Source organism: Cellulomonas sp. Y8, from assembly GCF_008033115.1.
In the GTDB taxonomy this organism is placed as follows: domain Bacteria; phylum Actinomycetota; class Actinomycetes; order Actinomycetales; family Cellulomonadaceae; genus Cellulomonas.
In genome coordinates, this window is sequence record NZ_CP041203.1 from 4,362,315 (window position 1) to 4,386,905 (window position 24,591).

At 74.1% G+C, this 24,591-nt stretch carries 30 protein-coding genes and 1 pseudogene; 16 read left to right on the top strand and 15 right to left on the bottom strand.

Annotated features, from left to right (window positions below):
- Positions 1-25: 25 nt before the first annotated feature.
- Both FKM96_RS19820 and FKM96_RS19825 read left to right on the top strand, forming a co-directional pair.
- Positions 26-610 carry a TetR/AcrR family transcriptional regulator gene (locus FKM96_RS19820; protein WP_147796691.1) on the top strand — a complete coding sequence of 195 codons (585 nt, stop codon included), beginning with the start codon at positions 26-28 and terminating at the stop codon, positions 608-610.
- An 80-nt stretch (positions 611-690) separates the two neighbouring features.
- A complete protein-coding gene (locus FKM96_RS19825; RefSeq protein ID WP_147796692.1) occupies positions 691-1,173 on the top strand; it encodes a hypothetical protein in 483 nt (160 codons plus the stop codon).
- Positions 1,174-1,248: 75 nt separating this feature from the next.
- On the opposite strand, the gene FKM96_RS19830 is transcribed toward FKM96_RS19825, so the two are convergent.
- Positions 1,249-2,271: a zinc-binding dehydrogenase gene (locus FKM96_RS19830; protein ID WP_210417320.1), complete on the bottom strand. Its 1,023-nt coding sequence runs from the start codon at positions 2,269-2,271 to the stop codon at positions 1,249-1,251.
- A gap of 28 nt (positions 2,272-2,299) precedes the next feature.
- Positions 2,300-2,893, bottom strand: a complete 594-nt coding sequence (locus tag FKM96_RS19835) for a TetR/AcrR family transcriptional regulator (protein WP_168217058.1) — start codon at positions 2,891-2,893, stop codon at positions 2,300-2,302.
- 71 nt (positions 2,894-2,964) lie between these two features.
- On the opposite strand from FKM96_RS19835, the gene FKM96_RS19840 reads away from it, so the two are divergent.
- Genes FKM96_RS19840 through FKM96_RS19855 form a run of 4 tightly spaced genes read left to right on the top strand, consistent with a single transcriptional unit; the run spans position 2,965 to position 6,475 of the window.
- Positions 2,965-3,351, top strand: a complete 387-nt coding sequence (locus tag FKM96_RS19840) for an MmcQ/YjbR family DNA-binding protein (RefSeq protein WP_147796694.1) — start codon at positions 2,965-2,967, stop codon at positions 3,349-3,351.
- Positions 3,348-3,707, top strand: a complete 360-nt coding sequence (locus tag FKM96_RS19845) for an MmcQ/YjbR family DNA-binding protein (protein ID WP_147796695.1) — start codon at positions 3,348-3,350, stop codon at positions 3,705-3,707. The genes FKM96_RS19840 and FKM96_RS19845 overlap by 4 nt, the downstream gene beginning before the upstream one ends.
- A gap of 33 nt (positions 3,708-3,740) precedes the next feature.
- Positions 3,741-5,054, top strand: coding sequence for a replication-associated recombination protein A (locus FKM96_RS19850; protein WP_210417321.1), 1,314 nt, complete (start codon positions 3,741-3,743; stop codon positions 5,052-5,054).
- On the top strand, positions 5,051-6,475 hold the full coding sequence (locus FKM96_RS19855; protein WP_147796696.1) for a carboxylesterase family protein: 1,425 nt from the start codon (positions 5,051-5,053) through the stop codon (positions 6,473-6,475). The genes FKM96_RS19850 and FKM96_RS19855 overlap by 4 nt, the downstream gene beginning before the upstream one ends.
- A 229-nt stretch (positions 6,476-6,704) precedes the next feature.
- On the opposite strand, the gene FKM96_RS19860 is transcribed toward FKM96_RS19855, so the two are convergent.
- Positions 6,705-6,914: a hypothetical protein gene (locus FKM96_RS19860; protein ID WP_147796697.1), complete on the bottom strand. Its 210-nt coding sequence runs from the start codon at positions 6,912-6,914 to the stop codon at positions 6,705-6,707.
- Positions 6,915-7,169: 255 nt separating this feature from the next.
- Between FKM96_RS19860 and FKM96_RS19865 the strand changes: the two genes are divergently transcribed.
- Positions 7,170-8,141, top strand: a complete 972-nt coding sequence (locus FKM96_RS19865) for an NAD(P)-dependent oxidoreductase (RefSeq protein WP_147796698.1) — start codon at positions 7,170-7,172, stop codon at positions 8,139-8,141.
- A gap of 11 nt (positions 8,142-8,152) precedes the next feature.
- On the opposite strand, the gene FKM96_RS19870 is transcribed toward FKM96_RS19865, so the two are convergent.
- The 3 genes from FKM96_RS19870 to FKM96_RS21765 are packed head-to-tail and all read right to left on the bottom strand — an operon-like array spanning position 8,153 to position 11,159.
- Positions 8,153-8,917, bottom strand: a complete 765-nt coding sequence (locus FKM96_RS19870) for an SUMF1/EgtB/PvdO family nonheme iron enzyme (protein WP_147796699.1) — start codon at positions 8,915-8,917, stop codon at positions 8,153-8,155.
- A gap of 11 nt (positions 8,918-8,928) precedes the next feature.
- Complete coding sequence (locus tag FKM96_RS19875) at positions 8,929-9,585, bottom strand: HAD family hydrolase (RefSeq protein WP_147796700.1); 657 nt, start codon at positions 9,583-9,585, stop codon at positions 8,929-8,931.
- On the bottom strand, positions 9,477-11,159 hold the full coding sequence (locus tag FKM96_RS21765; RefSeq protein WP_147796701.1) for a GNAT family N-acetyltransferase: 1,683 nt from the start codon (positions 11,157-11,159) through the stop codon (positions 9,477-9,479). The genes FKM96_RS19875 and FKM96_RS21765 overlap by 109 nt, the downstream gene beginning before the upstream one ends.
- 62 nt (positions 11,160-11,221) lie before the next feature.
- Here FKM96_RS21765 and FKM96_RS19885 point away from each other — a divergent pair, with 62 nt between their 5' ends.
- Positions 11,222-11,650: a VOC family protein gene (locus FKM96_RS19885; RefSeq protein WP_147796702.1), complete on the top strand. Its 429-nt coding sequence runs from the start codon at positions 11,222-11,224 to the stop codon at positions 11,648-11,650.
- A 33-nt stretch (positions 11,651-11,683) separates the two neighbouring features.
- Here the strand turns inward: FKM96_RS19885 and FKM96_RS19890 are convergent, their stop codons facing one another.
- On the bottom strand, positions 11,684-12,040 hold the full coding sequence (locus FKM96_RS19890; protein ID WP_147796703.1) for a nuclear transport factor 2 family protein: 357 nt from the start codon (positions 12,038-12,040) through the stop codon (positions 11,684-11,686).
- A gap of 78 nt (positions 12,041-12,118) precedes the next feature.
- Here FKM96_RS19890 and FKM96_RS19895 point away from each other — a divergent pair, with 78 nt between their 5' ends.
- On the top strand, positions 12,119-12,913 hold the full coding sequence (locus tag FKM96_RS19895; protein WP_147796704.1) for a MerR family transcriptional regulator: 795 nt from the start codon (positions 12,119-12,121) through the stop codon (positions 12,911-12,913).
- 62 nt (positions 12,914-12,975) lie between these two features.
- On the opposite strand, the pseudogene FKM96_RS21770 reads toward FKM96_RS19895, so the two are convergent.
- From FKM96_RS21770 to FKM96_RS19930, 6 genes and pseudogenes are all read right to left on the bottom strand, one after another.
- Positions 12,976-13,479, bottom strand: a pseudogene (locus FKM96_RS21770) (nuclear transport factor 2 family protein).
- Between the two features lie 84 nt (positions 13,480-13,563).
- On the bottom strand, positions 13,564-14,250 hold the full coding sequence (locus tag FKM96_RS19910) for a DUF1345 domain-containing protein (protein ID WP_147796707.1): 687 nt from the start codon (positions 14,248-14,250) through the stop codon (positions 13,564-13,566).
- A 4-nt stretch (positions 14,251-14,254) separates the two neighbouring features.
- Complete coding sequence (locus FKM96_RS19915; protein WP_147796708.1) at positions 14,255-15,430, bottom strand: zinc-dependent alcohol dehydrogenase; 1,176 nt, start codon at positions 15,428-15,430, stop codon at positions 14,255-14,257.
- Positions 15,427-15,912 carry a hypothetical protein gene (locus FKM96_RS19920; protein WP_147796709.1) on the bottom strand — a complete coding sequence of 162 codons (486 nt, stop codon included), beginning with the start codon at positions 15,910-15,912 and terminating at the stop codon, positions 15,427-15,429. Before FKM96_RS19920 ends, FKM96_RS19915 begins: the two co-directional genes overlap by 4 nt.
- Positions 15,909-16,484: a type 1 glutamine amidotransferase domain-containing protein gene (locus FKM96_RS19925; protein ID WP_147796710.1), complete on the bottom strand. Its 576-nt coding sequence runs from the start codon at positions 16,482-16,484 to the stop codon at positions 15,909-15,911. The genes FKM96_RS19920 and FKM96_RS19925 overlap by 4 nt, the downstream gene beginning before the upstream one ends.
- 1 nt (position 16,485) lies before the next feature.
- Positions 16,486-17,640, bottom strand: a complete 1,155-nt coding sequence (locus FKM96_RS19930; protein WP_147796711.1) for a glutathione-independent formaldehyde dehydrogenase — start codon at positions 17,638-17,640, stop codon at positions 16,486-16,488.
- A gap of 241 nt (positions 17,641-17,881) precedes the next feature.
- Here FKM96_RS19930 and FKM96_RS19935 point away from each other — a divergent pair, with 241 nt between their 5' ends.
- The 3 genes from FKM96_RS19935 to FKM96_RS19945 all read left to right on the top strand — a co-directional run bounded on the left by FKM96_RS19935 (position 17,882) and on the right by FKM96_RS19945 (position 20,455).
- Positions 17,882-18,895 carry a helix-turn-helix transcriptional regulator gene (locus tag FKM96_RS19935; RefSeq protein ID WP_147796712.1) on the top strand — a complete coding sequence of 338 codons (1,014 nt, stop codon included), beginning with the start codon at positions 17,882-17,884 and terminating at the stop codon, positions 18,893-18,895.
- 115 nt (positions 18,896-19,010) lie between these two features.
- Positions 19,011-19,700 carry a DsbA family oxidoreductase gene (locus FKM96_RS19940; protein WP_147796713.1) on the top strand — a complete coding sequence of 230 codons (690 nt, stop codon included), beginning with the start codon at positions 19,011-19,013 and terminating at the stop codon, positions 19,698-19,700.
- A 77-nt stretch (positions 19,701-19,777) separates the two neighbouring features.
- Positions 19,778-20,455: an SDR family oxidoreductase gene (locus tag FKM96_RS19945; protein ID WP_147796714.1), complete on the top strand. Its 678-nt coding sequence runs from the start codon at positions 19,778-19,780 to the stop codon at positions 20,453-20,455.
- 30 nt (positions 20,456-20,485) lie between these two features.
- Here FKM96_RS19945 and FKM96_RS19950 read toward each other — a convergent pair whose 3' ends face one another.
- Both FKM96_RS19950 and FKM96_RS19955 read right to left on the bottom strand, forming a co-directional pair.
- The gene (locus FKM96_RS19950) at positions 20,486-20,890 is read right to left on the bottom strand and encodes a helix-turn-helix domain-containing protein (RefSeq protein ID WP_147796715.1); all 405 of its coding nucleotides are present in this window, start codon (positions 20,888-20,890) and stop codon (positions 20,486-20,488) included.
- A gap of 70 nt (positions 20,891-20,960) precedes the next feature.
- Positions 20,961-21,614 (bottom strand): TetR/AcrR family transcriptional regulator, encoded by a 654-nt coding sequence (locus tag FKM96_RS19955; protein WP_147796716.1) that lies wholly within the window; start codon positions 21,612-21,614, stop codon positions 20,961-20,963.
- A gap of 79 nt (positions 21,615-21,693) precedes the next feature.
- On the opposite strand from FKM96_RS19955, the gene FKM96_RS19960 reads away from it, so the two are divergent.
- From FKM96_RS19960 to FKM96_RS19975, 4 genes are all read left to right on the top strand, one after another.
- A complete protein-coding gene (locus tag FKM96_RS19960; protein ID WP_147796717.1) occupies positions 21,694-22,617 on the top strand; it encodes an ABC transporter ATP-binding protein in 924 nt (307 codons plus the stop codon).
- A gap of 1 nt (position 22,618) precedes the next feature.
- Positions 22,619-23,374: an ABC transporter permease gene (locus tag FKM96_RS19965; protein ID WP_147796718.1), complete on the top strand. Its 756-nt coding sequence runs from the start codon at positions 22,619-22,621 to the stop codon at positions 23,372-23,374.
- Positions 23,375-23,426: 52 nt separating this feature from the next.
- Positions 23,427-23,957: a putative immunity protein gene (locus tag FKM96_RS19970; protein WP_147796719.1), complete on the top strand. Its 531-nt coding sequence runs from the start codon at positions 23,427-23,429 to the stop codon at positions 23,955-23,957.
- A 175-nt stretch (positions 23,958-24,132) separates the two neighbouring features.
- Complete coding sequence (locus FKM96_RS19975) at positions 24,133-24,591, top strand: hypothetical protein (protein ID WP_147796720.1); 459 nt, start codon at positions 24,133-24,135, stop codon at positions 24,589-24,591.

A 24,591-nucleotide genomic window follows, 5' to 3' on the forward strand; every position in this document is an offset into this window, starting at 1 on the left:
CAAGCAGCGCGAGGTGGGCCCACACATGACCGAGACCGAGGCGAACCCGGGTCGGGGACGGCGGCGCGCGGACGCCGAGCGCAACATCGCCGCGCTGCTGGACGCCGCGTCCGCGGAGTTCGTCCGCGCCGGCGTCGACGTCCCGGTGCGCGACGTCGCCGCGCGAGCCGGCGTCGGCGTCGCCACGATCTACCGGCATTTCCCGACGCGCGCCGACCTGGTCGTCGCCGTCTACCGGCACCAGATCGACGCGTTGGCACACCTCGGGCCCGACCTGCTCGCCGCGGGCGGGACGCCGTCGGCGGCGCTGGCGACGTGGATCGACGGGTTCGTGGACTTCCTCGTCACCAAGCACGGGCTCGCAGGAGCGCTGCGCTCGACGGACCCGGGGTTCGAGGCGCTGCACAGGCTGTTCGTCAGCCGGCTCGTGCCGGTGTGCGGCGAGCTGCTGGCCGCCGCGCGGGCCGCGGGCGAGATCGGCGACGCGCTGGGCGCCTACGAGCTGATGCGGTCGATCGGGAACCTGTGCATCGGCGCCGAGTCGGACGAGCGGTACGACGCGCGCGCCGCGGTGGCGGTGCTGCTGGCCGGGCTGCGCGCGGACGGGTGATGCCCGGCGCGCCAGCGCACCCGGGGGACTCGCTGGCCATCGCGCACGTCGCGGGCCCGTCGGGTGCCATGATCGCCACCATGTCCGTCCGGTGGTGGCGCGTGCTCGCGGTCTGGCCGCTGGCGTTCGTGCTCTCGGTCGCCGCGAGCATCCTTGCCTTGCTGGTGGCCACGGCGGCGTTCTCGGGTGACCTCGGCGCGCTGCCTGACGTCCGGTACGTGGTGCTCTGGGTCCCGTTGCTCGCCGTCGTGCCCGCCGTCGTGATCGGCATGCCGTTGCTGGCCGCGGCGGCGGTGAGCCTCCACGAGGCCGGTCTCGGGTGGCAGGTGCTGACGGTCGGCTGGTTCACCGCCGGAGCCGCCGCCGTCGGCGCGGCGTTCCCGTTCAGCCCGTGGGGCCCGCTCGGTTGGCGGTCCACCGAACCGGATGCGCCGTACGACTGGACGATCGCCGCGCTGGTCGGCGGGATCGCGGCGGTGACGTGGGGCCTGGGCACCGCTGCGGCTTGGGCGATCGTCCGGCCTGTGCGCCCGGGCCCGCAGCCGCTGGCGCAACGCCGATAATGCACGTTATGTCAGACCGCGTACACCCCGGCCCATGAGCGACGGTCGGTCACGGTTCGCAGCCGTCGCCGGCGTTCAGTGATCGAGGACGACGACGTGCTTCCCCGTGGTCCTCCCCGACTCGAGTGCGGCGTGCGCGTCGGGGACCTGCTCGAGCCCGCGGTAGGTGCGCGCAACGGGCACGGTGAGGCGGCCTGCGCCGATCGCCTCGAGCTGGCGCTGGAGCACCTCGGGCGGAAGGTCGCCGGCGTCGCCGGCGTAGCTGGTGAGGCGGACGCCCTTGGGGATGGCGAACGGGTTGAAGTCGGTGATCGTCCACGCTCCCCCGAGTGCGCCGGTGAAGCACGTGGTCCCGTGGATCCGGACGCAGGCCAGTGTGTCGGGAAGGGCGGTGCAGCCGACCAGTTCGAGCGCAGCGTCCACGCCGGACGGGGCGAGGTCCCGCACCGTGGCGGCGATGTTCCCGTCGTCGGTGATCGGGTGGTCCACGCCGACGGCGCGGAGGGAGTCGAGCCGGTCGGCGTGCCTTGTGGTGGCGATGACCGTGGCGCCGAGTTCCTTGGCGAGGGTCGCGGCCGCCAGCCCGACCGTGGACGTCCCGCCGCGGATGAGCAGCGTCTGCCCGGCCTGGAGGTCCAGGCCCGTGCTGAGCGACCCGTACGCGGTCTGGAGCGTCTCGGGCAGCGCCCCGAGCGTCTCCCAGGGCAGCGTGCTCTCGAACGGGATGACCTGGTTCGCGGGGACGGTGACGCACTCGGCGTAGGACCCGTCGAAGGAGCGGCCCATGCCGCCCATCAGGGTCGCCACCTGCTGGCCGGGGCGCAGGTCGCTGTCCGGGTCGGCATTGACGACCACCCCGACGCCCTCGATCCCGGGGATGCGGGGGTAGGTGACGTCGGCGTCGGACTCCCCCTTGCGTGTGGTGACCTCGGACTCGTTGACCCCGAACGCCCGCACGGCGATCAGCACCCAGCCCGGCTCGCGCGCGGGGGTGGGCACGTCGCGGACCTCCAACGCCGCCAGGTCCCCGGGTCGGGTGACGACGACCGCGCGCATGGTCGGCGGTGCGGCGCGGTGGGTCGTGATCGTGTCGCTCATCTGTCGGTCCCCTCGGTGTGGTGTTCGCTCAGGCGCGTGACGTCGCGCCGTCGGGTTCGGTCCCGGTGTCGTCGGCGAGGTCGGTGACCAGCGCTCGGAAGGCGCGCCGGACCATCGCCTCGTCCAGAGGCGTGTCGTGGAACGAGCGGTAGGTCCACCAGCCCCAGATGAGTGCGTCGACCGCGCGCGCCGCGGAGTCCGAGAAGTGTCGGCGCAGCACCTGCAGCGAGTCCTCCTGGAAGGTGCGGACGAGCTCGGCCACCCGTTGACTGCGCGCGGCGTACTGGTACATCTCCGTGTACAGGCGGATGTCGTGCCGGCTCGGGCTGGTCGCGCCGCCGGTGGCCGCCACCAGCGCCTCGACCGCCTCGAGCTCGTCCCGCGCGTCGCGCAGCGGGCCGGCGTACCGCGGCTCCAAGCCTTCCCCCAGGGTCTCGAAGGCGCTGACGATCAGCGTCTCCAGGTCCGCGAAGTAGTAGGTCATCGAGCCCAGCGGGACGTCGGCGCGCGCCGCGACCCGACGGTAGGACGTCGCGTGCACGCCCTCGTCGCCGATCACGGCGAGCGTGGCCCGCAGGATGCGGTCGCGTCGTTGCGGGTCGTTCGGCCTGCCCTTGCGCACCGGGTCTCCTGTCAGTCGAAGTACGTACCATGGTACGTACTTGCGTGAAGGAGTCGAGCGAGGGAGGCCCCATGCAGGACCAGACGGTGCAGGAGCGGGCCCGGGCACGAGCCGAGGAGCTGCCCGGGAGCGACCTGGAGCATCCCTTCGGGCCGGAGTGGGACGTGTTCAAGGTCCGGGGGAAGGTGTTCATGTTGATGACCGAGGCGACCGGCGAGCCGATCGTGATCCTGAAGTCCGAGCCGCACGACGCCGCGGCGTTGCGCAGCGAGCACGCGGACATCACGCCGGGGTACCACATGAACAAGCAGCACTGGATCACGCTGCACCCGGGCGGCTCCCTGGAACCCTCCCTGGTCGAGGACCTGGTGACGGAGTCCTACCTGCTGGTCGTGGAGAACTTGCCGCGGGAGAAGCGGCCGGTCGACCCGGCCCTGTTCGGCCGGAGGGAGTCATGAGCCTGTCCGGCGCCCGGCTTCAGCAGGTCGCCCGCGGCGCCGCCGAGGTTCTGGACGACGTCAGCAACGGCCGGCCGTTCACCCCGCACCTGGACGTGTGGAAGGTCGGCGACAAGGTCTTCCTGATCGTGACGGACGACGACACCGACGCGCAGGTCATCACGGTCAAGGTCGACCCGCACCACGGTGACGCTCTGCGGCGCGACCACGACTCGATCACCCGCGGGCGCTACCTGGACAAGGAGCACTGGATCTCGGTCGGCGCGGGCCCGGGTGTCACGCGCCGGCTGGTCGAGGAGCTCGTGCAGGGGTCCTACGACCTCGTCGCCGACCGGGCCGGGAAGACGTCCCCGTGACGCAGGACCCGCCGTCGTTGTTCGAGGTGGACGATGCCTCGCGCCCGCTTGCGGAGCGACTACGCCCCCGGGCCCTCACGGACGTCGTGGGCCAGGAGCACCCTGCTCGCCGACGACGCCCCGATCGGGCGGATGCTCGCCGCGCACCGGCTGGCCTCGATGGTGCTGTGGGGACCGCCCGGCTGCGGCAAGACGACGATCGCACGGCTGCTGGCCGAACGGGCCGACCTGGTGTTCGAGCCGCTGTCCGCGACGTTCTCCGGGGTCGCGGACCTGCGCAAGGTGTTCCAGGCCGCGCAGCGGCGGCGCGAGGTCGGGCAGGGCACGCTGCTGTTCGTCGACGAGATCCACCGGTTCAACCGCGCCCAGCAGGACTCGTTCCTCCCCTACGTGGAGGACGGGACGATCGTGCTGGTCGGGGCGACGACCGAGAACCCCAGCTTCGAGCTGAACGCCGCGCTGCTGTCCCGCTGCCAGGTCCTGGTGCTCAGGCGGCTGGACGACGACGCGCTGACGACGCTGATCGCCCGCGCCGAGGACCTGCTGGGCGCCCCCCTCCCCCTCGACGACGACGCCTGCCAGGCGCTGACCGCGATGGCGGACGGTGACGGGCGGTACCTGCTCAACATGATCGAGCAGGTGCAGTCGCTGCCCGGGCCGGTCGACGCCACGGAACTGGCCCGGGCGGTGCAGAAGCGGGCGCCGCTGTACGACAAGTCCCAGGAGGGGCACTTCAACCTGATCTCCGCCCTGCACAAGTCCATGCGCGGGTCCGACCCGGACGCGGCGCTGTACTGGCTGGCGCGGATGCTCGACGGCGGGGAGGACCCGCTGTACATCGCGCGCCGGCTCGTGCGGTTCGCGAACGAGGACGTCGGCATGGCCGACCCAGCCGCGGTCCAGCAGACCCTCGCCGCCTGGGACGCCTACGAACGGCTCGGCTCCCCCGAGGGCGACCTCGCGATCGCCCAGGCGGCGGTCTACCTCGCCACGGCTCCCAAGTCGATCGCCGTGTACCGCGGCGCGAGCCGGGCGCGGGCCGCGGCCCGGCGCACCGGCTCGCTCATGCCGCCGGCGCACATCCTCAACGCCCCGACCCGGCTGATGAAGGACCTCGGCTACGGCGACGGCTACCAGTACGACCCCGACACCCCCGACGGGTTCTCCGGCGCCGACTACCTCCCCGCCGGCATGAGCCGAGAGACCTACTACGAGCCCACCACCCACGGCTACGAACGCGCCATCACCGAACGCCTGCGCCACTGGGCGCAGCTGCGCGCCGCGACCGGTGACACACCAGACCAGGCGCGCGACGAGCCACCCACCACCGAAAGGACCTCCTCATGACCGGCACCACGAACCACCCCGTCCGCTCCTGGATGGGCATCCCCTACGCCGCAGCCGAGCGCTTCCGCCGCCCTGTCCTGCTGCCCTTCGACCCGGACCGGCCCTACGACCAGAAGGGCCCGGCCCCCCTGCAGGCCGGCGACACGAGCTGGCTCGAGGCCGACAACGGCTTCAGCGAGGACTGCCTGAACCTCAACGTCTGGGCCCCCGAGGACACCGGCGACAAGCCGCTGCCCGTCGTCGTCTACGTCTTCGGCGGCGGCTGGATGCTCGGCGCGAACACCCAGACCACCTCGAACGCATCCGGACTCGCCGCGACCGGACGGGCCATCGGGGTCTCGCTGAACTACCGACTCGGCCCCTTCGGGTGCTTGTCCCTGTCCCAGTACGGCGGCGCGCTCGCCGAGGCCACCAACCTCGGCCTGCACGACATCATCGCTGCGCTGCGCTGGGTGCGGGAGAACATCGCCCGGTTCGGCGGCGACCCCGACAACGTCACCGTCACCGGCCACAGCGCGGGCGCCTTCAGCGCCCTGAGTCTGCTCGCCGCACCGTCCGCCGACGGTCTGTACCACCGGCTCGCCGCGTTCTCCGGCATGCCGTCCCGCCAGGTGCCGGCGTGGGGAGCGGAGGAGCGTGCCCTCGCGGTCCTCACCGCCCTGGGTATCCAGGACGATCCCGAGAAGCTGCTGGACGTCGACGCGTACGTGCTCGCCGCGACGATGGCCGCCACGCAGTCGTCGGACCCGGGCGCCGCGCACGGGGTCGACAACGACGTCATCGCCATCGTCGACGACCGCGACCAGCCGAACGGCGTCCTCGTCGACCATCCCATGCGCGTCCTGGAGTCCGGCCGGCACCGCGACGTCGAGATCCTCTTCAGCAGCACCACCCACGAGACCGACTGGTGGGTCCTGCACCGGACCGAGGACTTCGACCCCGGCAGCATCGACGGCCTGGTCGAGGAGTTCGCCCACCGCAACCGCATCCCCCGCAGCCGCGCCCGCACGATCATCGCCGCCTACGACGTCGACGGACGCACCCCGGTCCAGGTCCGCGGTGCGCTGCTCACCGACTTCTCCTTCACCCTCCCGCAGGCCCGCGGAGCGCTCGCGCACGCAGCCGCCGGAGGCACCGCGCACCTGCTCTGCGTCGGCCCCGTCGAGGGAGCGCACGCCGTCCACGGCACCGAGATGTACGGCATCGTCGGCCAGACGCGACCAGGTGCCTCCGATGAGCAGATCGCCCGCGACACGCTCGTGCGCGACGCACTGCTGGCCCTGGCGTCCGGCGACCAGAGCGGGCTCTGGGACGCGGTCACCGACATCCCCCTGACCCAGGGTGTCGGCAACCCGCCGTACGACCCGACCACCCACGCGCGCGACGTGCTGCAGACCTTCGACGGCATCGCCCGGCCCTGAACAGCTCGCCCTGGTGCGCCTCGGCGACCTCGGCGGATGCCCGCCACACCGGTCGTCGGGTGCTTCTTCGCGGCCCGGCAGTCGCCGCGGACGGCATGGAGTACGACCGATCCTGATACGCAGAGGTGCCAGTAGGCCGTTTCATCTTGCGCTGACCTCCGGCTGCGTGCTGTTGCGATGTCCGACCTGGCCGCCAGCGTCCAGCATCGGCGGATCACGCTCGCCCGGGTCAGCGGTGCACGACGACGCGCACGCGCCACCCGATCGCCGCCGCGACAGCCGCCACCAGAAGCAGCGCGAGCCCGCGGACCAGCGCCTCGTGCGCGTGCGTGACCATCGCGTTGCCCCAGTCCACGTCGGACTGGGCGAACTGAGTGGCCACGTACCAGCGATTCCCCCACCGGAACCCGTCTGCGACGGCGAGCAGGAGGGCCAGCACGGCGACGACCTTCGCCGCTGCCCGTAGCCGAACCCGTGCCATCTGCCGCTGCGCCACCGACACCGTGCCCCCCGTCTTGTCGGGCCGGTGCCCGAACGCTCTCGGCACGCTAGCGGGCCAGCGCCGCCGACGTCCGGGGTTCGGTCACCGAACAGCTCGCACGGTCACGCTGTCGACCTGACCCACCCCTCCCCCGTGACTTAGCCTCACGAGAGCCGGCGGCGCCCCGTCGTCGCCACGAACACAGGAGCACCCATGCGCGTCCTCGTCATCGGTGGCAGCGGCCACATCGGGACGTACCTCGTCCCGCGTCTCGTCCGTGCCGGCCACGACGTCATCTCGATGAGCCGCGGCACGCGCGAGGCCTACGCGGTCGGCCCGGAGTGGCAGCAGGTGGCGCAGGTCGCCGTCGACCGGTCGCAGCAGGACGCCGAGGGCACGTTCGGCGCGACGGTGCTCGGGCTGGAACCGCAGGTGGTCATCGACCTCCTCGGCTTCACGCTGGAGAGCACCACCTCGCTCGTCGAGGCGATCCGCGGCCGCGTCGAGCACCTGGTGCACTGCGGATCGCTGTGGCGGTACGGCCCCAGCCTCAAGCTGCCGATCAGCGAGGGGCAGGGCACCCCGGCGATCGACGAGTACGGGACGCAGAAGGAGCTGATCGCCCGCTACCTCGCGCGCGAGACCGCGGCAGGTGGGCTGGTGACGACCTCCGTGCACCCGGGGCACATCGTCGGCCCCGGGTGGCACCCCACCGGTGTCCTCGGCAACAACGACCCCGCGACGTGGACCGCGCTCTCGGCGGGACGAACGCTGCGCGTCCCCGGGAGCGGCGCCGAGTCGATGCACCACGTGCACGCCGACGACGTCGCCCAGGTCTTCGAGCTGGCCGTCGCGCGTCGCGACCAGGCCGCGGGAGAGGACTTCCACGCCGTCGCACCCCATGCCCTCACCGTGCACGGCTACGCGACGATCGCCGCTGGCTGGTTCGGCCGGACCGCCCGGCTCGAGCCGGTGACGTGGGACGAGTTCCGGACCCTCACCACCTCCGAGTTCGCGGAGAGCTCCTGGGGTCACCTGCAGCGCAACCACGTGCTGTCCATCGAGAAGTCGCGCGACCTGCTGGGGTACGCGCCGGCGTGGGAGCCCGAGGACGCGATCCTGCAGTCGGTGCGCTGGCTCGTCGAGCACGGGCAGCTGAGCGTCGAGAACCCGCTGACCGTCTAGTCGTCGTCGGGTCACAACCCGCGCAGCGGTGTCCAGCCGAGGGGAAGCGGACCACGGACGTCGGCGCGTCGGCGGTCCTCGTCGGCCGACCACCCCTGCACCGACCCGGAGCCGCGCGTCGGCACCGCGCCGCGTGCGACGCGGAACCCGACGTCCTCGATCACGGCGTCGGGGGCGCTGCCGCGTCGCACCGAGGCACGGACGCTCCACGTCGCGTCCGCCCACCCTCCACCACGCAGCACGCGGTAGTCGCCGTACCGGGCGGTGTCGGCGAAGTCCCAGCACCACTCCCAGACGTTGCCGAGCATGTCGTGAAGGCCCCATGCGTTGGCAGCCTTGACACCCACCGGCTGCGGGCCGTCCACGTCGTCCAGCGACGTCCAGGCCGTGGCCGCGAGCGGTCCGTAGGTAGCCTCCGTCGTGCCGGCCCGGCACGCGAACTCCCACTCCGCCTCGGTCGGGAGCCGGTAACCCGCCGCGGTGACGTCCCACCGCACGAGCTGTCCGCCGAGCTCGTAGACCGGGGTCAGGCCGGCGCGGACGGACGCCGCGTTGCACCACGCCACGGCATCGAGCCAGCGCACTCCGTGCACCGGGGCAGCGGGAGACCCGTCCGGGACCCCCGCCTCTCCGGTCACGGCGGCGTACTCGGCCGCCGTGACCGGTCGCGTGCCGATCTCGAAGCCGCAGAGCGAGACCTGGCGAGAGGTCCCGCGACGGGCATCGGACAGCTCGATGACGCCGCCGGGGACGTCGGTCGTCGGGGGTAGGGTCACGCGACCCGACGCTAGTCGCCGGCTCGCTCGCCGGGCGGCGCAGGGCGCCCGAGAATCGCGGTCAGCTGCGCGAGATCGCGGAGCTCGAGGTCCGGGCGCGCCTCGTCGGTCGTCCGCTGCTGCAGCTGCGCCCACGGTCCGCGTCGCAGCCACGCCGTCCGCAGACCTGCGGCGGCTGCCGGGCGGACGTCGTTGTCCAGGCGGTCGCCGACGTAGAGGACGCGGTGAGCGTCGACCTGGGTCATTTCCACCACGCGTCGGAAGAACTCGGGCGACGGCTTCGCGACCCCCCACGTGGCGGAGGCGGCCACGAAATCGACGTCGACACCGGCCGCTCTGAGTGCGGCTTCCGCCCCTCGGGGCTGGTTCCCCGCCACCCCCACCACGAGACCCGCCGCGCGTGCCGAGCGGAGGCACTCGAGCGCGTCCGGATACAGGTCGCCCGGTTCGATCTCAGGTGCCGAGGCCGGCGGCGCCACCCCGAGCAGCGTCCACGCCTCGCGGTGGTCGCGTCCTCGGCTGATCACCGATCCGATCGCGGCCATGAGACTGAACGGGGTCACCCCTGCCGTCCGAGCCTGCTCGCCCCACGCCCTCGACTCGTCGACCAGGGTCTCCCCCACGTCGAAGACGACGGCACGCAGACCCCCCGGCGCCAGCGACGCCATCTGCTCGTCCGAGACGACCGGCGACGAGGTCCCGGCGTCGGCAGCGACCTCGTAGACGATTCCAGACCGTCCTCGTCGTCCCACTGCTCCCCCACGGCGGTGAACCCGTACTGCGCGGCCAACCCGAGGGAGGCGGTGTTCCCCGGAGCGATGGTGACCCGCACCGTGCGCACCGAGGGCTCCTCCCGAGCTCGCTGGAGCAGCGCCTCGAGTGCCGCACGGGCGTAACCGCGGCGACGGTGCGCGGGATCGACCGCGTACCCGATCTCCACCATGCCGTCGGCGTCCGGCGGTCCGTGGAAGCCGGCGCGACCGGCGGCCAAGGACTGGTCCTCGTCCCAGATGACGCCGGTGACCCAGGCCGTGCTGGCGGGGTCCCGACGAGCCTGCTCGCCCCGCCTCGCCCACGTGCTGCGCCAGTCGGGTCCGGCGAAGTACGAGGTCAACCGGACGGGGCTGCACGCGTTCGCGCGGGCGAGGTCACCGGCGGCGAGCGCGTCGAACACCGCGCCCGTCAGATGGACGATGCGGACCCGGGGGCCGCGGCGCTCGGGTCGGTCCTCGGGAGAGGTCTCGTCGGCGATCTCGTCCCCGCACGCAGCGCGCAGGCGGTCGGCCAGGACCCGGACGTGCTCCCGGAGCTCGGCCGGACCTTCGACGACGAGATCGCGGCCGAGCCCGGCGAGGTACGGAGCCACCCAGTCCAGCCGCTCGGCGCGCAGGTGGACGCGGGTCCAGGGCCCCGCGGCGGACGAGGTCGGTTCCAGCGCCGCCAGGCCGGCGGGGAGCTGCGTGCGCAGGTCCTCGACGGTGCCGGCGACGCGGACCGACACCTCATGGCGCCACGGGGTGGCGGCGAGGCCCGCCAGCACGGTGGCGCTCGCGTCGAAGTCGCCGGGCACGTGGAACGAGCCGGGCAGCGTCACCGGGTTGCTCATCCGGTCGACGCGGAAGGTCCGGATCTCACCGGTGCGCGACTCGTGGCCCGTGACGTACCAGCGCCCGGACCGCGCGACCACGCCGTACGGCAGGATGGTCCGCCCGCTGGCCGTCCCGTCCGCGCGGGTGTGGCGGATCTCGACGGGGTGGCGATCGCGAGCGGCCTCGGCGAGGACCAGCAGCACCTCCGGGTCGGTGCCACCGGCGGCCTCCGTGGCCGACGGTCCGGAGCGGCCGAGCAGCGCCAGGTCCGCGGAGGAGAGCAGCGCGTCGAGCCGCGACGCCGTCCGTCGCGGCAGCACGCGACGCACCTTGCCGACGGCACTCTCGACGGCCTCGTCGTCGACCGGCAGCCCGCCGCCGCGACGGCCGATGATCAGGCCCAGGAGCAGGGTGAGCGCTTCGTCGTCGGTCAGCATGAGGGGTGGCATCCGGTAGCCGGGGGCGATGCGGTACCCGCCGTGGCGCCCGCGGACCGCCTCGACCGGCACCGCCATCTCCACCAGCTGCGCCACGTAGCGACGCACGGTCCGCTCGTCGACGCCCAGCCGGGCGGCGAGCGTCCCGACCGACTGGATCCCTCCGGCCTGGAGGCGCTCCAGGAGGGCGAGCACACGAGCGGTGGAGCGGGTCATGTGGACAGATTCCCACGCATACCGGGCGGATTCCGCCCTATATTCGTCCTAGCGTCGCGTCCATGACCAGCTCCCGGACCCCCGCCCTCGTCTCGACCCGCCTCATCACCGACGACATCGACGCGATGGTCGACTTCTACGAGCAGCTCACCGGCACCACCGCCGTACGCCCCGCCCCGGTGTTCGCCGAGATCGTCACCCCGACCGCGACCCTCGCCCTCGGCAGCACCGCCACGGTGCCGCTGTTCGCCCCCGGCTCCGCCGAGGCGGCGGCCAACCGCTCGGCGATCGTCGAGTTCCTCGTCGACGACGTCGACGCCGAGTACGCGCGCCTGGCCGCGCTGGGCACGGAGTTCGTCGCCGAGCCGGCGCTCATGCCGTGGGGCAACCGGGTCTTCTTCCTGCGTGACCCCGACCAGAACCTCGTGGGCGTGTTCAGCCCGGCCAGTGCGGAAGCCGTCGAGCGGTTCGCCGGCCGCTACGGCCGTTGAGGGCGTCAGAGCGGCCGAGTCCCGGTGGCCGGCTCACGCGTCGTGGTTGGCGATGACCAGCTCGGCCACGAGGCCGCCGCGGAGGGTGAAGCGGTAGTCCAGGTCGGCGACGCCGCCCGGGAACGTGCCCTCGAGGCGCAGGGTGACGACCCAGTGGTCGTCGTCGACGCGGCGGGCGCCGGTCTGCTCGGTGGTGTACGCGAACTCGGCGCCGGCGTCGCGCACAAAGGCACGCACCTCGTCGCGGCCGCGGAAGGCCTCGCCCTGGTCGACGACCACGACGTCCTCGACGAGGAAGGCCGAGGCCGCGTCGGCGTCGTGCACGGTGCTGGCGGCGAGGAAGTCGCGGACGGTGGTCGGGACGGTGTCGGCGTGCTCGGTGCGTGTCATGTCGTCACCGTGCGGCCTCCCCCGGGAGCAGGGTCAAGCGGTCAACCCTCCCCCGGGGAGAGCCCCCACACTGGGTGCGTGCTGACCATCGGCGAGTTCTCGCGGCTGACCCACCTGAGCGTGCGGACCCTGCGTCGGTACCACGAGGCGGCGCTGCTCGAGCCGGCCGTCGTGGACGGCACGACCGGCTACCGGTACTACGCCGTCGAGCAGATCCCCACCGCCCAGGTCATCCACCGCCTCCGCGAGCTCGACGTCCCCCTGGGCGACGTCCGGCTGATCCTGCGCGCCTCGGAGCCCGGCGCCCGGTCGGCCCTGGTCGCGGGGCACCTCCGGCGCCTGGAGTCCGAGCTCGACCGCACCCGTGCGGCGGTCGCCTCGCTGCGGCGCCTGCTGCGGCCCGACCCCGCGCCGATCACGGTCGAGCTGCGCGCCGAGCCCGCGCGCCGGGTCGCGGCGGTCGAGGCGGTGATCGGGCACGACGAGGTGGAGGCGTGGTTCGCCGGCGCCATGGCCGAGCTGGAGTCGGCCGTCGGCGCCGGCGCGACCGGACCGTCGGGGGGTACCTACGACGACGGCCTGTTCGAGGAGGGCCGGGGCCGGGCGCTGGTCTACCTGCCGACCTCGGACCCGCCGCGCACCGGACGGGTGCGCGCCGTCACCCTCCCGGCCGCGGAGCTGGCGGTGACCACCCACGTCGGCGAGCACGACGGCGTGGACGTCACCTACGGCGAGCTCGGCGCGTGGGTCGTGGGGAACGCGATGGCGGTCGCCGGCCCCGTGCGGGAGGTCTACCGCGTGGGGCCCCGGGACACCGCCGACCCGGCCGCCTGGCGCACGGAGATCGGGTGGCCGGTGTTCCGCGTCGCGTAACACCCGCGCACGGGAGGACCACCGCGTTCCGACGCGCGACGCGGCCGTCCCCGCGGGTCGCGCTACCGCTCCGGGTCGCCCGACCCCGCGCCGAGCGCCTCGTGGCGATCGAGCGTGCCGGGGTCCTGGCCAGGCCGTGGATCGAGGCTGAACAGGTGCTCGGCCTCGCGTCGCGAGATGCGCCAGCCGAGGCCGGTCCGGACGTACGTGCCGCGGTAGACCCCGCCGCCGCGCAGCCAGGCACCGTCCGGGAGCCGGGTCGTCACGCTGACGTCGACCTCGCCCCACGCCTCGTCGCCGGCGAGGTCGATCACGAGGTTGGCGGTCCAGTGGTGCATCTGCGGGAACGCGCTCTACTGCCACTCGACAGCGGCGCAGATCGCCTCCACTCCCCGAAATTCCTGCGTGGGCGCGACCTGCCAGACGGCGTCCGGGGTCCACACGGCCGCGAACCGGCGGAGGTCCCGCTTGTCGGCCCCGTGGCAGTACTCGTGCACCAGCGTGCGGATGGCGGACTCGGACTCGAGGCGGTCCAGGCGCTCGTGGAGGTCGGTCTCGCTCGTCATGCCCGAGACGGTAGCCACCCGGCGGCGAGCACCGGGGGGTCCCGGGACGCGGAGGTGCCGGCAGCGGGGTCGCGGTCCCCGCGCTCAGCCCGACTGGCCCAGGTTCGTCACCAGGTTGACCGCCACCGCGATCACCACGGTCCCGAACAGGTACGACAGCAGCGCGTGCCCGAGCCCCACCTTGCGGATCGGGGTGGTGACGAGCTGGGTGTCGGCGACGCCGAAGCTCATCCCCACGGTGAACGCGAGGTACGCGAAGTCGCTGTAGGCCGGCGCCTCGCCCTGCCCGAAGTCGATCCCGCCGTCGCCCCCCGCGTAGTAGTGCCGGGCGTACTTCAGCGCGAAGACGGTGTTCACCAGGGACCAGGACAGGACGACGGTCAGGACGCACAGGATCACGGTGACGATCCCGAGGAGGTCCCGGGACTGGGCCTGGACGAGGCCCTGGGCGACCGCGCCGAGGCTGATCACGGCGGCACCGAGGACGGCGGCGTCGGTGGCGCGCGTCCGCCCCTCCTCCTCGGCGAGCCGCTTGGTCCCGCGGTGGTCCTGCGGCCAGCCGATCCGCCAGACCCGGAGCAGCAGCCCGCCGGCGGCGAAGACCCAGCCCACGAGCACCGCGATCTCGGGCGCGCCGAGGACCGCGGTCGCCGCCGCCGCCAGGACGCCGCCGCCGAGGAACAGCAGCAGGCGGCGCGACCCGAGGAAGGTCGACTCCCCCGCGCCGTCCCCGGCGGCGGCACCCGGCGCGGACCCGCGCCCGGTCACCACCCGGTCACCCACCCGGGCGGAACACCGCGCGCACGCACCCGTCCTCCTTCTCCTTGAACATCCGGTAGCCCGTCGGGCCGTCGTCCAGGGACATGACGTGCGTGGCGAGGTGCTCGGTCGTCACCTCGTCCCGGCTCATGCGCTCGAGGATCTCCGGGATGTACCGGTGCCCGTGCTGCTGGGCGCCGCGCAGGGTGAGCGCCTTGTTCATCACGGCGCCGAGCGGGAACTTGTCCACCACGCCGGCGAACACGCCGAGGGTGAAGACCGTCCCGCCCTTCCGGCACGCGTAGATGGCCTCGCGCACCGCGGTCGGCCGGTCGGTCTGCAGCCGCAGCTGCTGCTTGACCTGGTCGTACGCGTACTGCGGCCCGGGCGAGTGCGCCTCCATCCCGACGGCCTCGATGCAGACGTCGGGCCCGCGGCCGCCCGTCATCTCCCGCAGCGCGGCGGTGACGTCGGTCTGCTCGTAGTCGAGGGTCTCGGCCCCGACGTACGTGTGCGCCTGGTCGAGGCGGTTGTCGTAGCGGTCGATGACCACCACCCGCTCGGCCCCCATGAGCATCGACGCCCGCGCCGCCATCTGCCCGACTCCCCCGGCGCCCCAGACGGCGACGACGTCGCCCGGCTGCACGCCGGCCTGGTGCGCCCCGGTCCAGCCGGTCGGGCCGGCGTCCGAGGCGAACAGGGCCCGCAGGTCCGACACGCCGTCGGGGATGGCGAACGCGCCCTGGTCGGCGTACGGCACCCGGATGTAGCGGGCGTGGCTGCCGGCCCAGCCGCCCATCGCGTGCGAGTAGCCGTAGCAGCCACCGATGGACTGGCCCCAGAGCGCCTCGGTGATCCCCGGGTTGGGGTTGCCGTTGTCGCAGAGGGACCACAGGCCCTGCCGGCAGTACCAGCACTGCCCGCAGCTGGTGAAGGAGACGACCACGACCCGGTCGCCGACCCGGTGCTTCGTCACGGCGCGCCCGACCTCGGCGACCGTGCCCATGAACTCGTGGCCGAGCACGTCGCCCGCGCGCATCGCGGGGATGTAGCCGCCGAGCAGGTGCAGGTCGGAGCCGCAGGTCGCGCTCAGCCCCACCTCGAGGATCAGGTCGTGGTCGTTGAGGATCCCGGGCTCGGGGACGTCCTCGACGCTGATCTCGTTGACGCCCCGCCAGGTCACCGCCTTCATCGCACACCTCCCGCCGGCGCGACCCGGGTCCACGCCTCCAGCAGCGCGCCCCAGGGAGTCGCCGTCCGCCTGCCGTGCGGTGCCGGGTCCACCGCCAGCACCTCCCCGACCTCGTACACCTGCTTGGCCCGGCGCAGCGCGGAGCGCAGCCCGGCCTCGGGGTCGCGCCCGCCGAGCCGGCTCGGCGCGGACGCCGGCGCCGGCCGGTCCCGGAGCCGAGCCGCCAGCTCGGTCCCCTTGCCGCCGGCCGCGGGGCGGACCCGGACCTCGACCCGGTCCCCCAGCTCGGCGAGCGGGGCCGGCAGCTGGTCGGTGTCGAGGTCCGACGGCTCGCGCAGCACGGTCACCGCCAGCCACCCGGACCCGGTCCAGCCGCCCGTGACGGGGCCGCGCGGCGCCCGGCCGCGCGCGACCCGCACGAGCAGCACCGCGCCGCCGGCGAGCGCCGCGGCGGACCCCACCCGCGCGACGGGCCCGGTCACGACCCGGCCCCCGCGTGGGCGGGCTGCGGGCCGCGGGCGAACTCCTGGACGATCCGCTCGCAGAAGGCGGGGAGGTCGTCGGGCGAGCGGCTCGTCGTGAGCGTGCCGTCCGTCACCACCTCCTCGTCGACGACCTCGGCCCCCGCGTTGCGCAGGTCGGTGCGCACGCTGGGCCACGAGGTCAGGCGGCGGCCGCGCACGACGTCCGCCTCGAGGAGCGTCCACGGGCCGTGGCAGATCGACGCGACGGGCTTGCCGGACCCGACGAAGTCCCGCACGAACCGCACGGCCGCGGGCTCCATCCGCAGCTTGTCCGGGTTGACCGTGCCGCCGGGCAGCAGCAGGGCGTCGAAGTCGTCGACCGCCACGTCGCCGACCAGGCGGTCGACGGGGAACGTGCCGGCGTCCTCGAGGTCGTTGTCCCGCGCCTGGATCTCGCCCGGCGCGAGCGACACCACCACGGTGGTCGCGCCCGCGTCGTCGAGCGCCTGGCGCGGCTTCTCGAGCTCGACGCGCTCCACCCCGTCGGCCGCGACGATCGCGACCCGGCGCCCGTCCAGCGCCCCGGCCACGTCAGGCCCCCCGCCCGTCGGGGTGCAGGACGACCTTCGTCCACCCGTCGTCGCGCTTGTCGAAGTGCTCGTACGCCTCGGGGGCGCGGTCCAGCGGCAGCTCGTGGCTCACGATGAACGACGGCTCGGCCTTGCCGCCGGCGATCAGGTCGCGCAGCTGCCGGTTGTACTTCTTCACCGGCGCCTGCCCGGTGCCGAGGTGCAGGCCCTTGAACCAGAACATGCCGAAGTCGAACGCGATCTTGCCCTGCTTCGCGAGCTCGTCCTCGGCCCCGGGGTCCTGCGGGACGAAGACGCCGACGGTGCCGATCGTCCCGGTGAACCGGACGGAGCCGACCAACCGGTTCATGGTCAGGTTCGTCTGCTCCTGGCCATCGGGCTCGTGCGCCTGGTAGCCCACGCACTCGCAGCCGTTGTCGGCGCCGAGGCCCATCGTCTGCTCCAGGACGGCCTCCACCGGGTCGACCTTCGAGTCGTCGATGGCGATTGCCCCGATGGACTCGGCCAGCCGCAGCCGGTCGGGCTGCCGGTCGACGACCATCACCTTGCCGGCGCCGCGGATCGTCGCCGACAGCGCGGCCATCAGCCCGACCGGTCCGGCGCCGTAGATCACCGTCTGGTCGCCGGGCTTCACGCCGGCCATCTCGGTGGCGTGGTACCCCGTCGGGAAGATGTCGGCGAGCATCACGTAGTCGGTCTGCCGCTCCTCGGCGTCCTCGCCCAGCCGCAGGCAGTTGAAGTCGCCCCACGGCACCCGCAGCAGCTCGGCCTGGCCGCCGCCGTACGGGCCCATGTCGGCGAAGCCGTAGGCGGCCCCCGCCATGCTCGGCTCCGGCTGCGCGGTGAGGCAGTAGTTGGTCAGCTGCCGCTCGCAGTTCTTGCAGTGCCCGCAGGCGATGTTGAACGGCAGGACCACCCAGTCGCCGACCTGCACCTTGTCGACGCCGTCGCCGACCTCGACCACCTGGCCCAGGTTCTCGTGCCCGAACCACCGGCCCTTCTCGAAGTCCGTCCTGCCCTCGTACATGTGCAGGTCGGAGCCGCAGATGTTCGCGGACGTGATCCGCACCAGCACGTCGGTCGGCCGCTCGATCCTCGCGTCCGGGACGTCCGAGACGCTGACCTGGCGCGGACCCTCGTACACCACTGCCTTCATGACGGCTCCTTAGATCGGTCCCGGCGGACGCCGGGGTCGGACACGTCATTGCACCCACGTGCTGCGCCTCCGCGGTATCGGCAGACCTGCCGATCCGTGGTCTCCGCGGGCCGGCGCCCGCCCGCGGGCGACGGGGCCCGCAGTGGGGTAGGAAGGGTCTCGTCCGCACCCGCCTCCCGGTCGAGAAACGGCCCTGCCCGGGTGGTCGGCGCCCTGGCGCCGGCGTCCCCGAGGGGTCCCCATGCGCCCGCTCCGCGCCGATGAGCTGCTCCTCGCCGAGGCCGCCTCGGCGCGACCCGTCGCCCCGCCCGCCGAGCGAGCCCGGGGCCTGCTCGAGGTGCTGCGCCGGGTCGTCCCGTTCGACGCGGCCTTCCTCGCGTTCGCCGACCCGGGGGAGCATCGCCCCTCCTTGCTCGCCACGCTGGACCTGGACGACGCCGCGGTGCGGTTCCTCGAGGGGCCGCAGGTGGCCCGGGACATCGAGCTGACCGGCACGGACCGCGCGCGACCGCCGCTGGGGTCGTCGGACCTGCCCTACCCCGCGGAGGAGCTGGCGACCTGGGCCGACTGCCTGATCCCGTCCGGCCTCCGGGAGGGGCTCGGCGTCGCCCTGTTCGCCGACGGCGGCCGGCACGTCGGTCACCTCGCGGTGCTCTCCGCGAGCCCCGCCCCGCCGTCCGCGGCCACCCGCCGGCGCCTCGCCCGGCTCGCGCCCCTGCTCGCGCGCTGCCTCGACCCGCTGAGCTCGCTCCTCGCCGGCGCCCGGCTCGTCCAGGGCGTGACCGCGGGCACGGCCCTGCGCGCGGACGGCGGGTGCCAGGTGGTGCCGGGGCTGGCGACCGACCCGCTGCTGCTGCCGGGCTCGCCGCTGCTCGGTTTCGTGCGGCGGCGGGTGGGCGACGGCCGGGTCAGCTCGTCGTTCCTCTGGCCGCTCGGCGGGGCGCACGCACCCGACGGCCACGCGCGGGTCACCGTCCTGAGCACGTCGGACGACGCGGGTCCCGGGCTGGCCGGCCTGGCGCTGCTCTCCCCCGCGCCCCCGCTGCACGGGCTCACGCCGCGGGAGCTGGAGGTGCTGGGGCTGCTCGTCGAGGGGTGCACCAACTCCGACATCGCGCGCCGGCTCGTCGTCACCTCGCGGACGATCGCCACGCACCTCGAGCACATCGCCGCCAAGCTCGGGACGCCGACGCGGACCCACGCCGCGGTGCGCGCGGAGCGCGACGGGCTCTACGTGCCCGCGGTGCCCTGCTAGTCGACGTCGCCACCGACCCGCGCGGAGTCCCGCCCCCACGCACCTCGAAGTGCCTTTTGTAGCCCCCTCCTTACGCACCGATGATGTGGTGACGCACGAGGAGTGGGGTGGAACGATGGATGAGCGGACGACGCCGGACGGTCCCGAGGGCTCGGTGGTGATCGAGGTGTGGTCCGACCTGGGCTGCCCGTGGTGCTACGTCGGCAAGCACCGGCTGGAGCGCGCGATCGCGGCCCGGCCGGACGCGGGGCGCTTCGTCGTCGCGCTGCGGTCGTTCGAGCTGCACCCGGACGCGCCGCGGACGCCGGAGACGATCGAGGCCGCGTTCCTCCGCTCGCACGGCGGCGACGCGGAGGTCGTGCGCCAGGCGGAGCGCCGCATCCAGGCCCTCGCGCAGCGCGAGGGTCTCCCCTTCTCCGTGGACCGGCGCAACGCGAACACCTTCGACGTCCACCGGCTCGTGCACCACGCCCACGAGTCGGGCAGGGGCCTGGAGCTCTTCTCCCGCGTCCAGGACCGCTTCTTCGCCGGCGACCTCGACCCCTTCGACGCCGAGGCGCTGACGCGGGTCGCCGAGGAGGTCGGCCTGTCGGGCCGGCGGGTCCGGGAGGTGCTGGCCGGCGACGAGTACGCCGACGCGGTCCGGGCCGACGTCCGGGAGGGCCGGGACCTGGGCGCGCGGGGCGTGCCGTTCGTGGTGCTCGACCGCCGGTTCGCCGTCGCGGGCGCCCAGACCGTGGCGGCCTACGCGCAGGTGCTCGACCGGGTGGTCGCGGGCGCGCCGGCGGCGCCGGCGGCGACATGAGCGGCGGACCGGCCGAGGACGCCGCGCGCACCCCATCTGTCAGGAGCACCACCACACCGCACTACCAGAGGAGCACCATGCCAACGATCGCCCTCATCGGCGCCGGCCCCGGACTCGGCCTCGCCATCGCGCGCAGGTTCGGGTCGGAGGGCTTCGACGTCGCGCTCGTCGCCCGGAACCGGGAGAAGCTCGACGGCCTGGTCGCCGACCTCGCCGCCGACGGGATCACCGCGGCCGCGTTCCCCGCCGACGTCCTGGACCGCGCCGGCCTGACGGCCGCGCTGGACGCCGCGAAGCAGCACTTCGGCGGGATCGACGTGCTGGAGTACTCCCCCGCCGACGCCTCGGCCGGACCGCTCGCCCCGGTCCACATCCGGGAGACGACCCCTGAGAACACCCAGGCGCAGGTCGAGTACTACCTGTACGGGGCCCAGACCGCCGCGGCCGCCGTGCTGCCGGACCTCCTCCGGGCGGGCGCGGGCACGCTGCTGTTCACCAGCGGCGCGGGGTCGATCACGCCGTCGGCGGTCTTCGGCAACGTGAACGCCGGCGCCGCGGCCATGCGGAACTGGGCGCTGAACCTCGCCGGCGAGCTGGCGGGCGACGGCATCCACGTCGCGCACGTCGCGATCGCCGCGTGGATCACCGACCAGGCGCCCGACGGCGTGCCCGCGCTGTCGGCGGCGCAGATCGCGCCGTTCTACTGGGACGCCCACCAGCAGCGGTCCGCGCACGAGGTCGTCGTCGCCCCCTGACCGCGACCGGTTCCGGCCGGGAGGGCGCCGCTACGCGCCCTTCCGGCCCGCCCCGGTGATCTCGTGGGCCCGCCGGTTCGCCGCGACCTCCTCGTGGTGGCTCGCGGCCCACGCGGCCATCGACAGCACGGCGTCGGACAGCGAGCGTCCCGGGTCCGTCAGCTCGTACTCCACCCGCGGCGGCACCTCCGGGTACGCGGTCCGGGTGACGAGCCCGTCGCGCTCGAGCGCCTTGAGCGTCACCGTGAGCATCCGCTGCGAGATCCCGGGGATGCTCGCCTGCAGGTCGGAGTAGCGCAGGGGCCCGTTGCCGAGCGTGCTGACGACGAGCATCGTCCACTTGTCGCCGATGCGGTCCAGCACCTCCCGGATGAACCTGCTCTCCGCCGGCCACGCCCGGCACGGCCCGCTCAGCGTCCTGGTCGTCGTCGCCACGGCGACCACCTCCCCGTCCGTTACTGCTCGTCACGTAGCAGCACGCAGCGTACGTCGGGACGCCGGGGTGTCACCCGCCCCCGTCGCGCACGCCGTACGCGCGCACGAACGCGCGCGCCCCGTCCGTCATGATCCGCCGGACGTGCGCGCTCTCGGCGCGCCGGCGTGCCGGTTCGTTGAGCACGCGCAGCGCGGTCAGGGCGTGGAAGTGCGCGGCGGCCAGATCCGGGTCCTCGGCGTCGAGCAGGCCGGCGCGGGCGAAGCGGCCGACGCGCTCGCTGAGGACCTGCGCGTGGGCCTCGTCGAGCGGGTGGTCGTCGAGCTCCGGCAGCAGCGGCTCGTTCTCGTTGATCAGCCGGACCGCGGCGAGGTAGTCCGACGACAGCAGCAGGGAGCGGCCGAGGTCGGCGGCGAGCGCGGTGAGCGCCTCGTCGAGGCCGGCGACGTCCGTGATGCCTGCGTCGTCGAGGTGCTCCGCGACCAGCCCGCGGAGCGTGGCCAGCGCGCGCTCCCCCGCGTCCTCCACGACGCCGAGCAGCAGGCGCCGCTTGTCCCCGTAGTAGTCGTAGACCGTCCGCTTCGACACCCCGGCGAGCGCGGCCACCGCGTCCATGCTGGTGCGCTCCACGCCCGTCTGCACGAACAGCTCCCGGGCGGCGGCCAGGATCGCCGCCCGCTTGTGCGCCTGTCCCTCGCGCACGGGCCTGTCGCCCACCGTCGTCATCGCTCTCCTCCGTGGTGCTCGCGGTCGATGCTACACCGGCCGGTGTAGATCTACACGACACGGTGTAGTGTCGCTCGCCATGCACACCATGAACCCGGTGACCCTGCAGGCGCACGCCCTGCGGAAGCGCTACGGGCACCTCACCGCCGTGGACGGCCTGTCCTTCGCGGTGCGGCCCGGCGTCGTGACCGGCTTCCTCGGCCCCAACGGGGCGGGGAAGTCCACGACCCTGCGGATGTTCCTCGGCCTGGACAGGCCGACCAGCGGTGCGGCGACGGTCGGCGGCCTGCGGCTCGCGGAGATCCCGCACCCGATGCGCGTCGTCGGCGCGATGCTCGACGCCCGGGGGGTCCACCCGCGCCGCACGGCCGCGGACCACCTCGCGGCGGTCGCCCGCGCCGGGGGCGTGGCCAGGTCCCGGGTGCCCGAGATGCTGGACCTGGTCGGGCTGGGGGGCGCCGGGAACCGCCCCGCCGGTGACTTCTCGCTCGGGATGAAGCAGCGGCTCGGCATCGCGACCGCGCTGATCGGCGACCCGGCCGTCGTGATCTTCGACGAGCCGCTCAACGGCCTCGATCCCGAGGGGATCCGGTGGGCGCGCTCGCTGATGCGCGACCTGGCCGCCGAGGGCCGCACGGTCCTGTTCTCCAGCCACCTCATGGGCGAGATGGAGCTCACGGCGGACCACCTCGTCGTCGTCCACCACGGACGGCTGCTGGCGGACCAGCCCCTGGCCGCCTTCATCGCCGACCGCACCACCGAGCACGTCCGCGCGCGCACGCCGGACCGGCGAGGACTCCTCGAGGCACTGGCCCGCGCCGGACTGCGGGCCACACCCGACCCCGCCGGCGCGGACGCGGTCGACGTCGAGGGGGCCGCGACCGACCACGTCGGCCGCGTCGCCGCCACCGCGGGCATCGGGCTGTCCGAGCTCACCGCGGTCCGCGACTCGCTGGAGGACGTCTTCCTCACCATGACCTCGACCCGGAAGGACGCCGCCTGACATGGACCTCCTCGCCTCGGAGTGGATCAAGACCCGCAGCATCCGCACCACCTGGATCCTGGCGGCCGGCACCGTCCTGGTCACCGTGGTGGTGAGCCTGCTCGGCATCAGCGGCCTCGTGGCCGGCTGGCAGGCCGACCTGCCCGCGGACTTCGACCCGACCGGCGTCGGCTTCAAGGGCATCCTCGTCGGGCAGATCCTCGTCGCGACGCTGGGCGCACAGGCCTTCACCAGCGAGTACGCGACGGGCCAGATCGTCACGACCCTGACGACCGCACCCCGGCGCGCCGTCCTGCTGGTCACGAAGCTCGCCGTCACCGCCCTCGTCGCGCTCGCGACCGCCGTCCTCACCGTGGCGGCCAGCCTCGGCGCGAGCCAGGCGGCCCTCGCCGCCGCGGGGCTGCCGACGGCGGATCTGACCGATGCCGGCACCGTCCGGGCGGTCCTGTGCGCGGTCGGCTACCTGGTGCTCACGGCCGTGCTCGGCGTGGCGCTCGGCGCCCTGACGCGCTCCTCCTCGGGCGCGCTCGCCGTCGTCGTGACCGTGGCGCTGCTCGTGCCGGCGCTCGCACCCGGGCTGCCCGGCGCCCTCGGGGACCTTGCCGGGACGTACTGGCCCACGACGGCCGGACAGGCCTCCTACACGACCACCGGGACCGGACCCCTGGCGGGCCCGGGAGGCCTCGCGGTCATGGCGGTGTGCACCCTCTGGACCACGCTCGCCGCCCACGTGACGCTCCGGACCCGGGACGCGTGAGGCTCCTGCGGGCCCACCCCGCAGCCGGTTCCGCGGGCGGCATCATGGGCAGATGCGGACGCGACAGGTCGACCTGACCACGGACGACCTGCGCGCCGTCGTCCGGTTCGCCGTCGACTGCGCCCGGGACCTGCTCCCCGAGTTCGAGTCCGTCGCGCCGGACGACCCCCGCCCGCGCGACGCGATCGCCGCGGCGCGGGCGTTCGCCGACGGGGCCGCGCGCTCGAACCTGCAGCGCGCCGCAGCGTTCGCCGCCCACCGCGCGGCGCGGTCCGTCGCCGTGGAGCCTGCACGGCTCGCCGCGCTCGCGTGCGGCGACGCGGCTGCGGCGGCCTACCTCCACCCGATCGCCGAGGCGACCCAGGTCGGGCACATCCTGCGAGCCGCCGCGTGCGCGGCGCGGGTGGTCGAGATGAGGACCGGCGCCACGGGCGACGAGGCCGTCGGCCGCCTGGCCGAGCGGGCCGCTCCCCCGGTCCCGGAGGTCCTGGGTCGGTACCCCGCGGCGCCGGGCGGGAGCACGCGCGTGGCAGCCCTCATGAGCGCGCTGGACTCGGCGATCCGGGAGCGGGGGCGGGCGTGAGAGGAGCGCTCGGACGCGGGCCTTCGCGGGGTCCCTCGAGCAGGTCGAGGCCTCCCGCAGGGCCCTGACCTGCATCGACTCCCGGACACCGGGCCCTCGTCAGCGTTTGATTCCCGACCACGCGCTTGGTAAGCCTGACCCCGGACGAGGCACCGAGATGAGAGGAAGTATCACGATGGGGCTCTTCGACCGGATCAAGGACGCGGTGGGCGGTGCCCAGCAGGCGGGCCGCGACGCCGAGGCCACCGTGGCCGCGGCGCGCGCCGCGTCCGGCGCTCCGCACGCGGCCGGGGTGGCGGGGATGAGCGCCGCCGACCAGCAGGCGCTGGTCGCCCAGGCGATGGCCCAGCCCGCGACCCAGGTGGAGGCGGACTTCCGCAACACCGGCGGTTCCGCGGACGACGCCGCGTTCGCCCCCGCGGCCGTCGGGGTGACCTGGCAGCAGTACGCCTCCGTGATCGCGCAGTCGCAGGCGGTGGGCTACGACCAGGGGGCGCTCGCCGGGATCGCAGCGGGCCTCGGGATCGACGGGGCGGCCTGGACCGTGGCGGCCGAGGAGTTCGCCGCCCGCGCGCAGACCAACCCCGCGGTGGGCCGGGAGATGGGCCGGATCGTGCGCGAGGGCCGCGCCTGA

What these genes read in the sequence shown, in the direction of transcription:
- FKM96_RS19820 (WP_147796691.1), top strand. Translation starts at nt 26, where the DNA reads ATGACCGAGACCGAGGCGAACCCGGGTCGGGGACGGCGGCGCGCGGAC.
- FKM96_RS19825 (WP_147796692.1), top strand. Translation starts at nt 691, where the DNA reads ATGTCCGTCCGGTGGTGGCGCGTGCTCGCGGTCTGGCCGCTGGCGTTC.
- FKM96_RS19830 (WP_210417320.1), bottom strand. Translation starts at nt 2,271, where the DNA reads ATGAGCGACACGATCACGACCCACCGCGCCGCACCGCCGACCATGCGC.
- FKM96_RS19840 (WP_147796694.1), top strand. Translation starts at nt 2,965, where the DNA reads ATGCAGGACCAGACGGTGCAGGAGCGGGCCCGGGCACGAGCCGAGGAG.
- FKM96_RS19845 (WP_147796695.1), top strand. Translation starts at nt 3,348, where the DNA reads ATGAGCCTGTCCGGCGCCCGGCTTCAGCAGGTCGCCCGCGGCGCCGCC.
- FKM96_RS19850 (WP_210417321.1), top strand. Translation starts at nt 3,741, where the DNA reads ATGCCTCGCGCCCGCTTGCGGAGCGACTACGCCCCCGGGCCCTCACGG.
- FKM96_RS19855 (WP_147796696.1), top strand. Translation starts at nt 5,051, where the DNA reads ATGACCGGCACCACGAACCACCCCGTCCGCTCCTGGATGGGCATCCCC.
- FKM96_RS19865 (WP_147796698.1), top strand. Translation starts at nt 7,170, where the DNA reads ATGCGCGTCCTCGTCATCGGTGGCAGCGGCCACATCGGGACGTACCTC.
- FKM96_RS19875 (WP_147796700.1), bottom strand. Translation starts at nt 9,585, where the DNA reads ATGGCGTCGCTGGCGCCGGGGGGTCTGCGTGCCGTCGTCTTCGACGTG.
- FKM96_RS21765 (WP_147796701.1), bottom strand. Translation starts at nt 11,159, where the DNA reads ATGACCCGCTCCACCGCTCGTGTGCTCGCCCTCCTGGAGCGCCTCCAG.
- FKM96_RS19885 (WP_147796702.1), top strand. Translation starts at nt 11,222, where the DNA reads ATGACCAGCTCCCGGACCCCCGCCCTCGTCTCGACCCGCCTCATCACC.
- FKM96_RS19890 (WP_147796703.1), bottom strand. Translation starts at nt 12,040, where the DNA reads ATGACACGCACCGAGCACGCCGACACCGTCCCGACCACCGTCCGCGAC.
- FKM96_RS19915 (WP_147796708.1), bottom strand. Translation starts at nt 15,430, where the DNA reads ATGAAGGCGGTGACCTGGCGGGGCGTCAACGAGATCAGCGTCGAGGAC.
- FKM96_RS19930 (WP_147796711.1), bottom strand. Translation starts at nt 17,640, where the DNA reads ATGAAGGCAGTGGTGTACGAGGGTCCGCGCCAGGTCAGCGTCTCGGAC.
- FKM96_RS19935 (WP_147796712.1), top strand. Translation starts at nt 17,882, where the DNA reads ATGCGCCCGCTCCGCGCCGATGAGCTGCTCCTCGCCGAGGCCGCCTCG.
- FKM96_RS19940 (WP_147796713.1), top strand. Translation starts at nt 19,011, where the DNA reads ATGGATGAGCGGACGACGCCGGACGGTCCCGAGGGCTCGGTGGTGATC.
- FKM96_RS19945 (WP_147796714.1), top strand. Translation starts at nt 19,778, where the DNA reads ATGCCAACGATCGCCCTCATCGGCGCCGGCCCCGGACTCGGCCTCGCC.
- FKM96_RS19955 (WP_147796716.1), bottom strand. Translation starts at nt 21,614, where the DNA reads ATGACGACGGTGGGCGACAGGCCCGTGCGCGAGGGACAGGCGCACAAG.
- FKM96_RS19960 (WP_147796717.1), top strand. Translation starts at nt 21,694, where the DNA reads ATGCACACCATGAACCCGGTGACCCTGCAGGCGCACGCCCTGCGGAAG.
- FKM96_RS19965 (WP_147796718.1), top strand. Translation starts at nt 22,619, where the DNA reads ATGGACCTCCTCGCCTCGGAGTGGATCAAGACCCGCAGCATCCGCACC.
- FKM96_RS19970 (WP_147796719.1), top strand. Translation starts at nt 23,427, where the DNA reads ATGCGGACGCGACAGGTCGACCTGACCACGGACGACCTGCGCGCCGTC.
- FKM96_RS19975 (WP_147796720.1), top strand. Translation starts at nt 24,133, where the DNA reads ATGGGGCTCTTCGACCGGATCAAGGACGCGGTGGGCGGTGCCCAGCAG.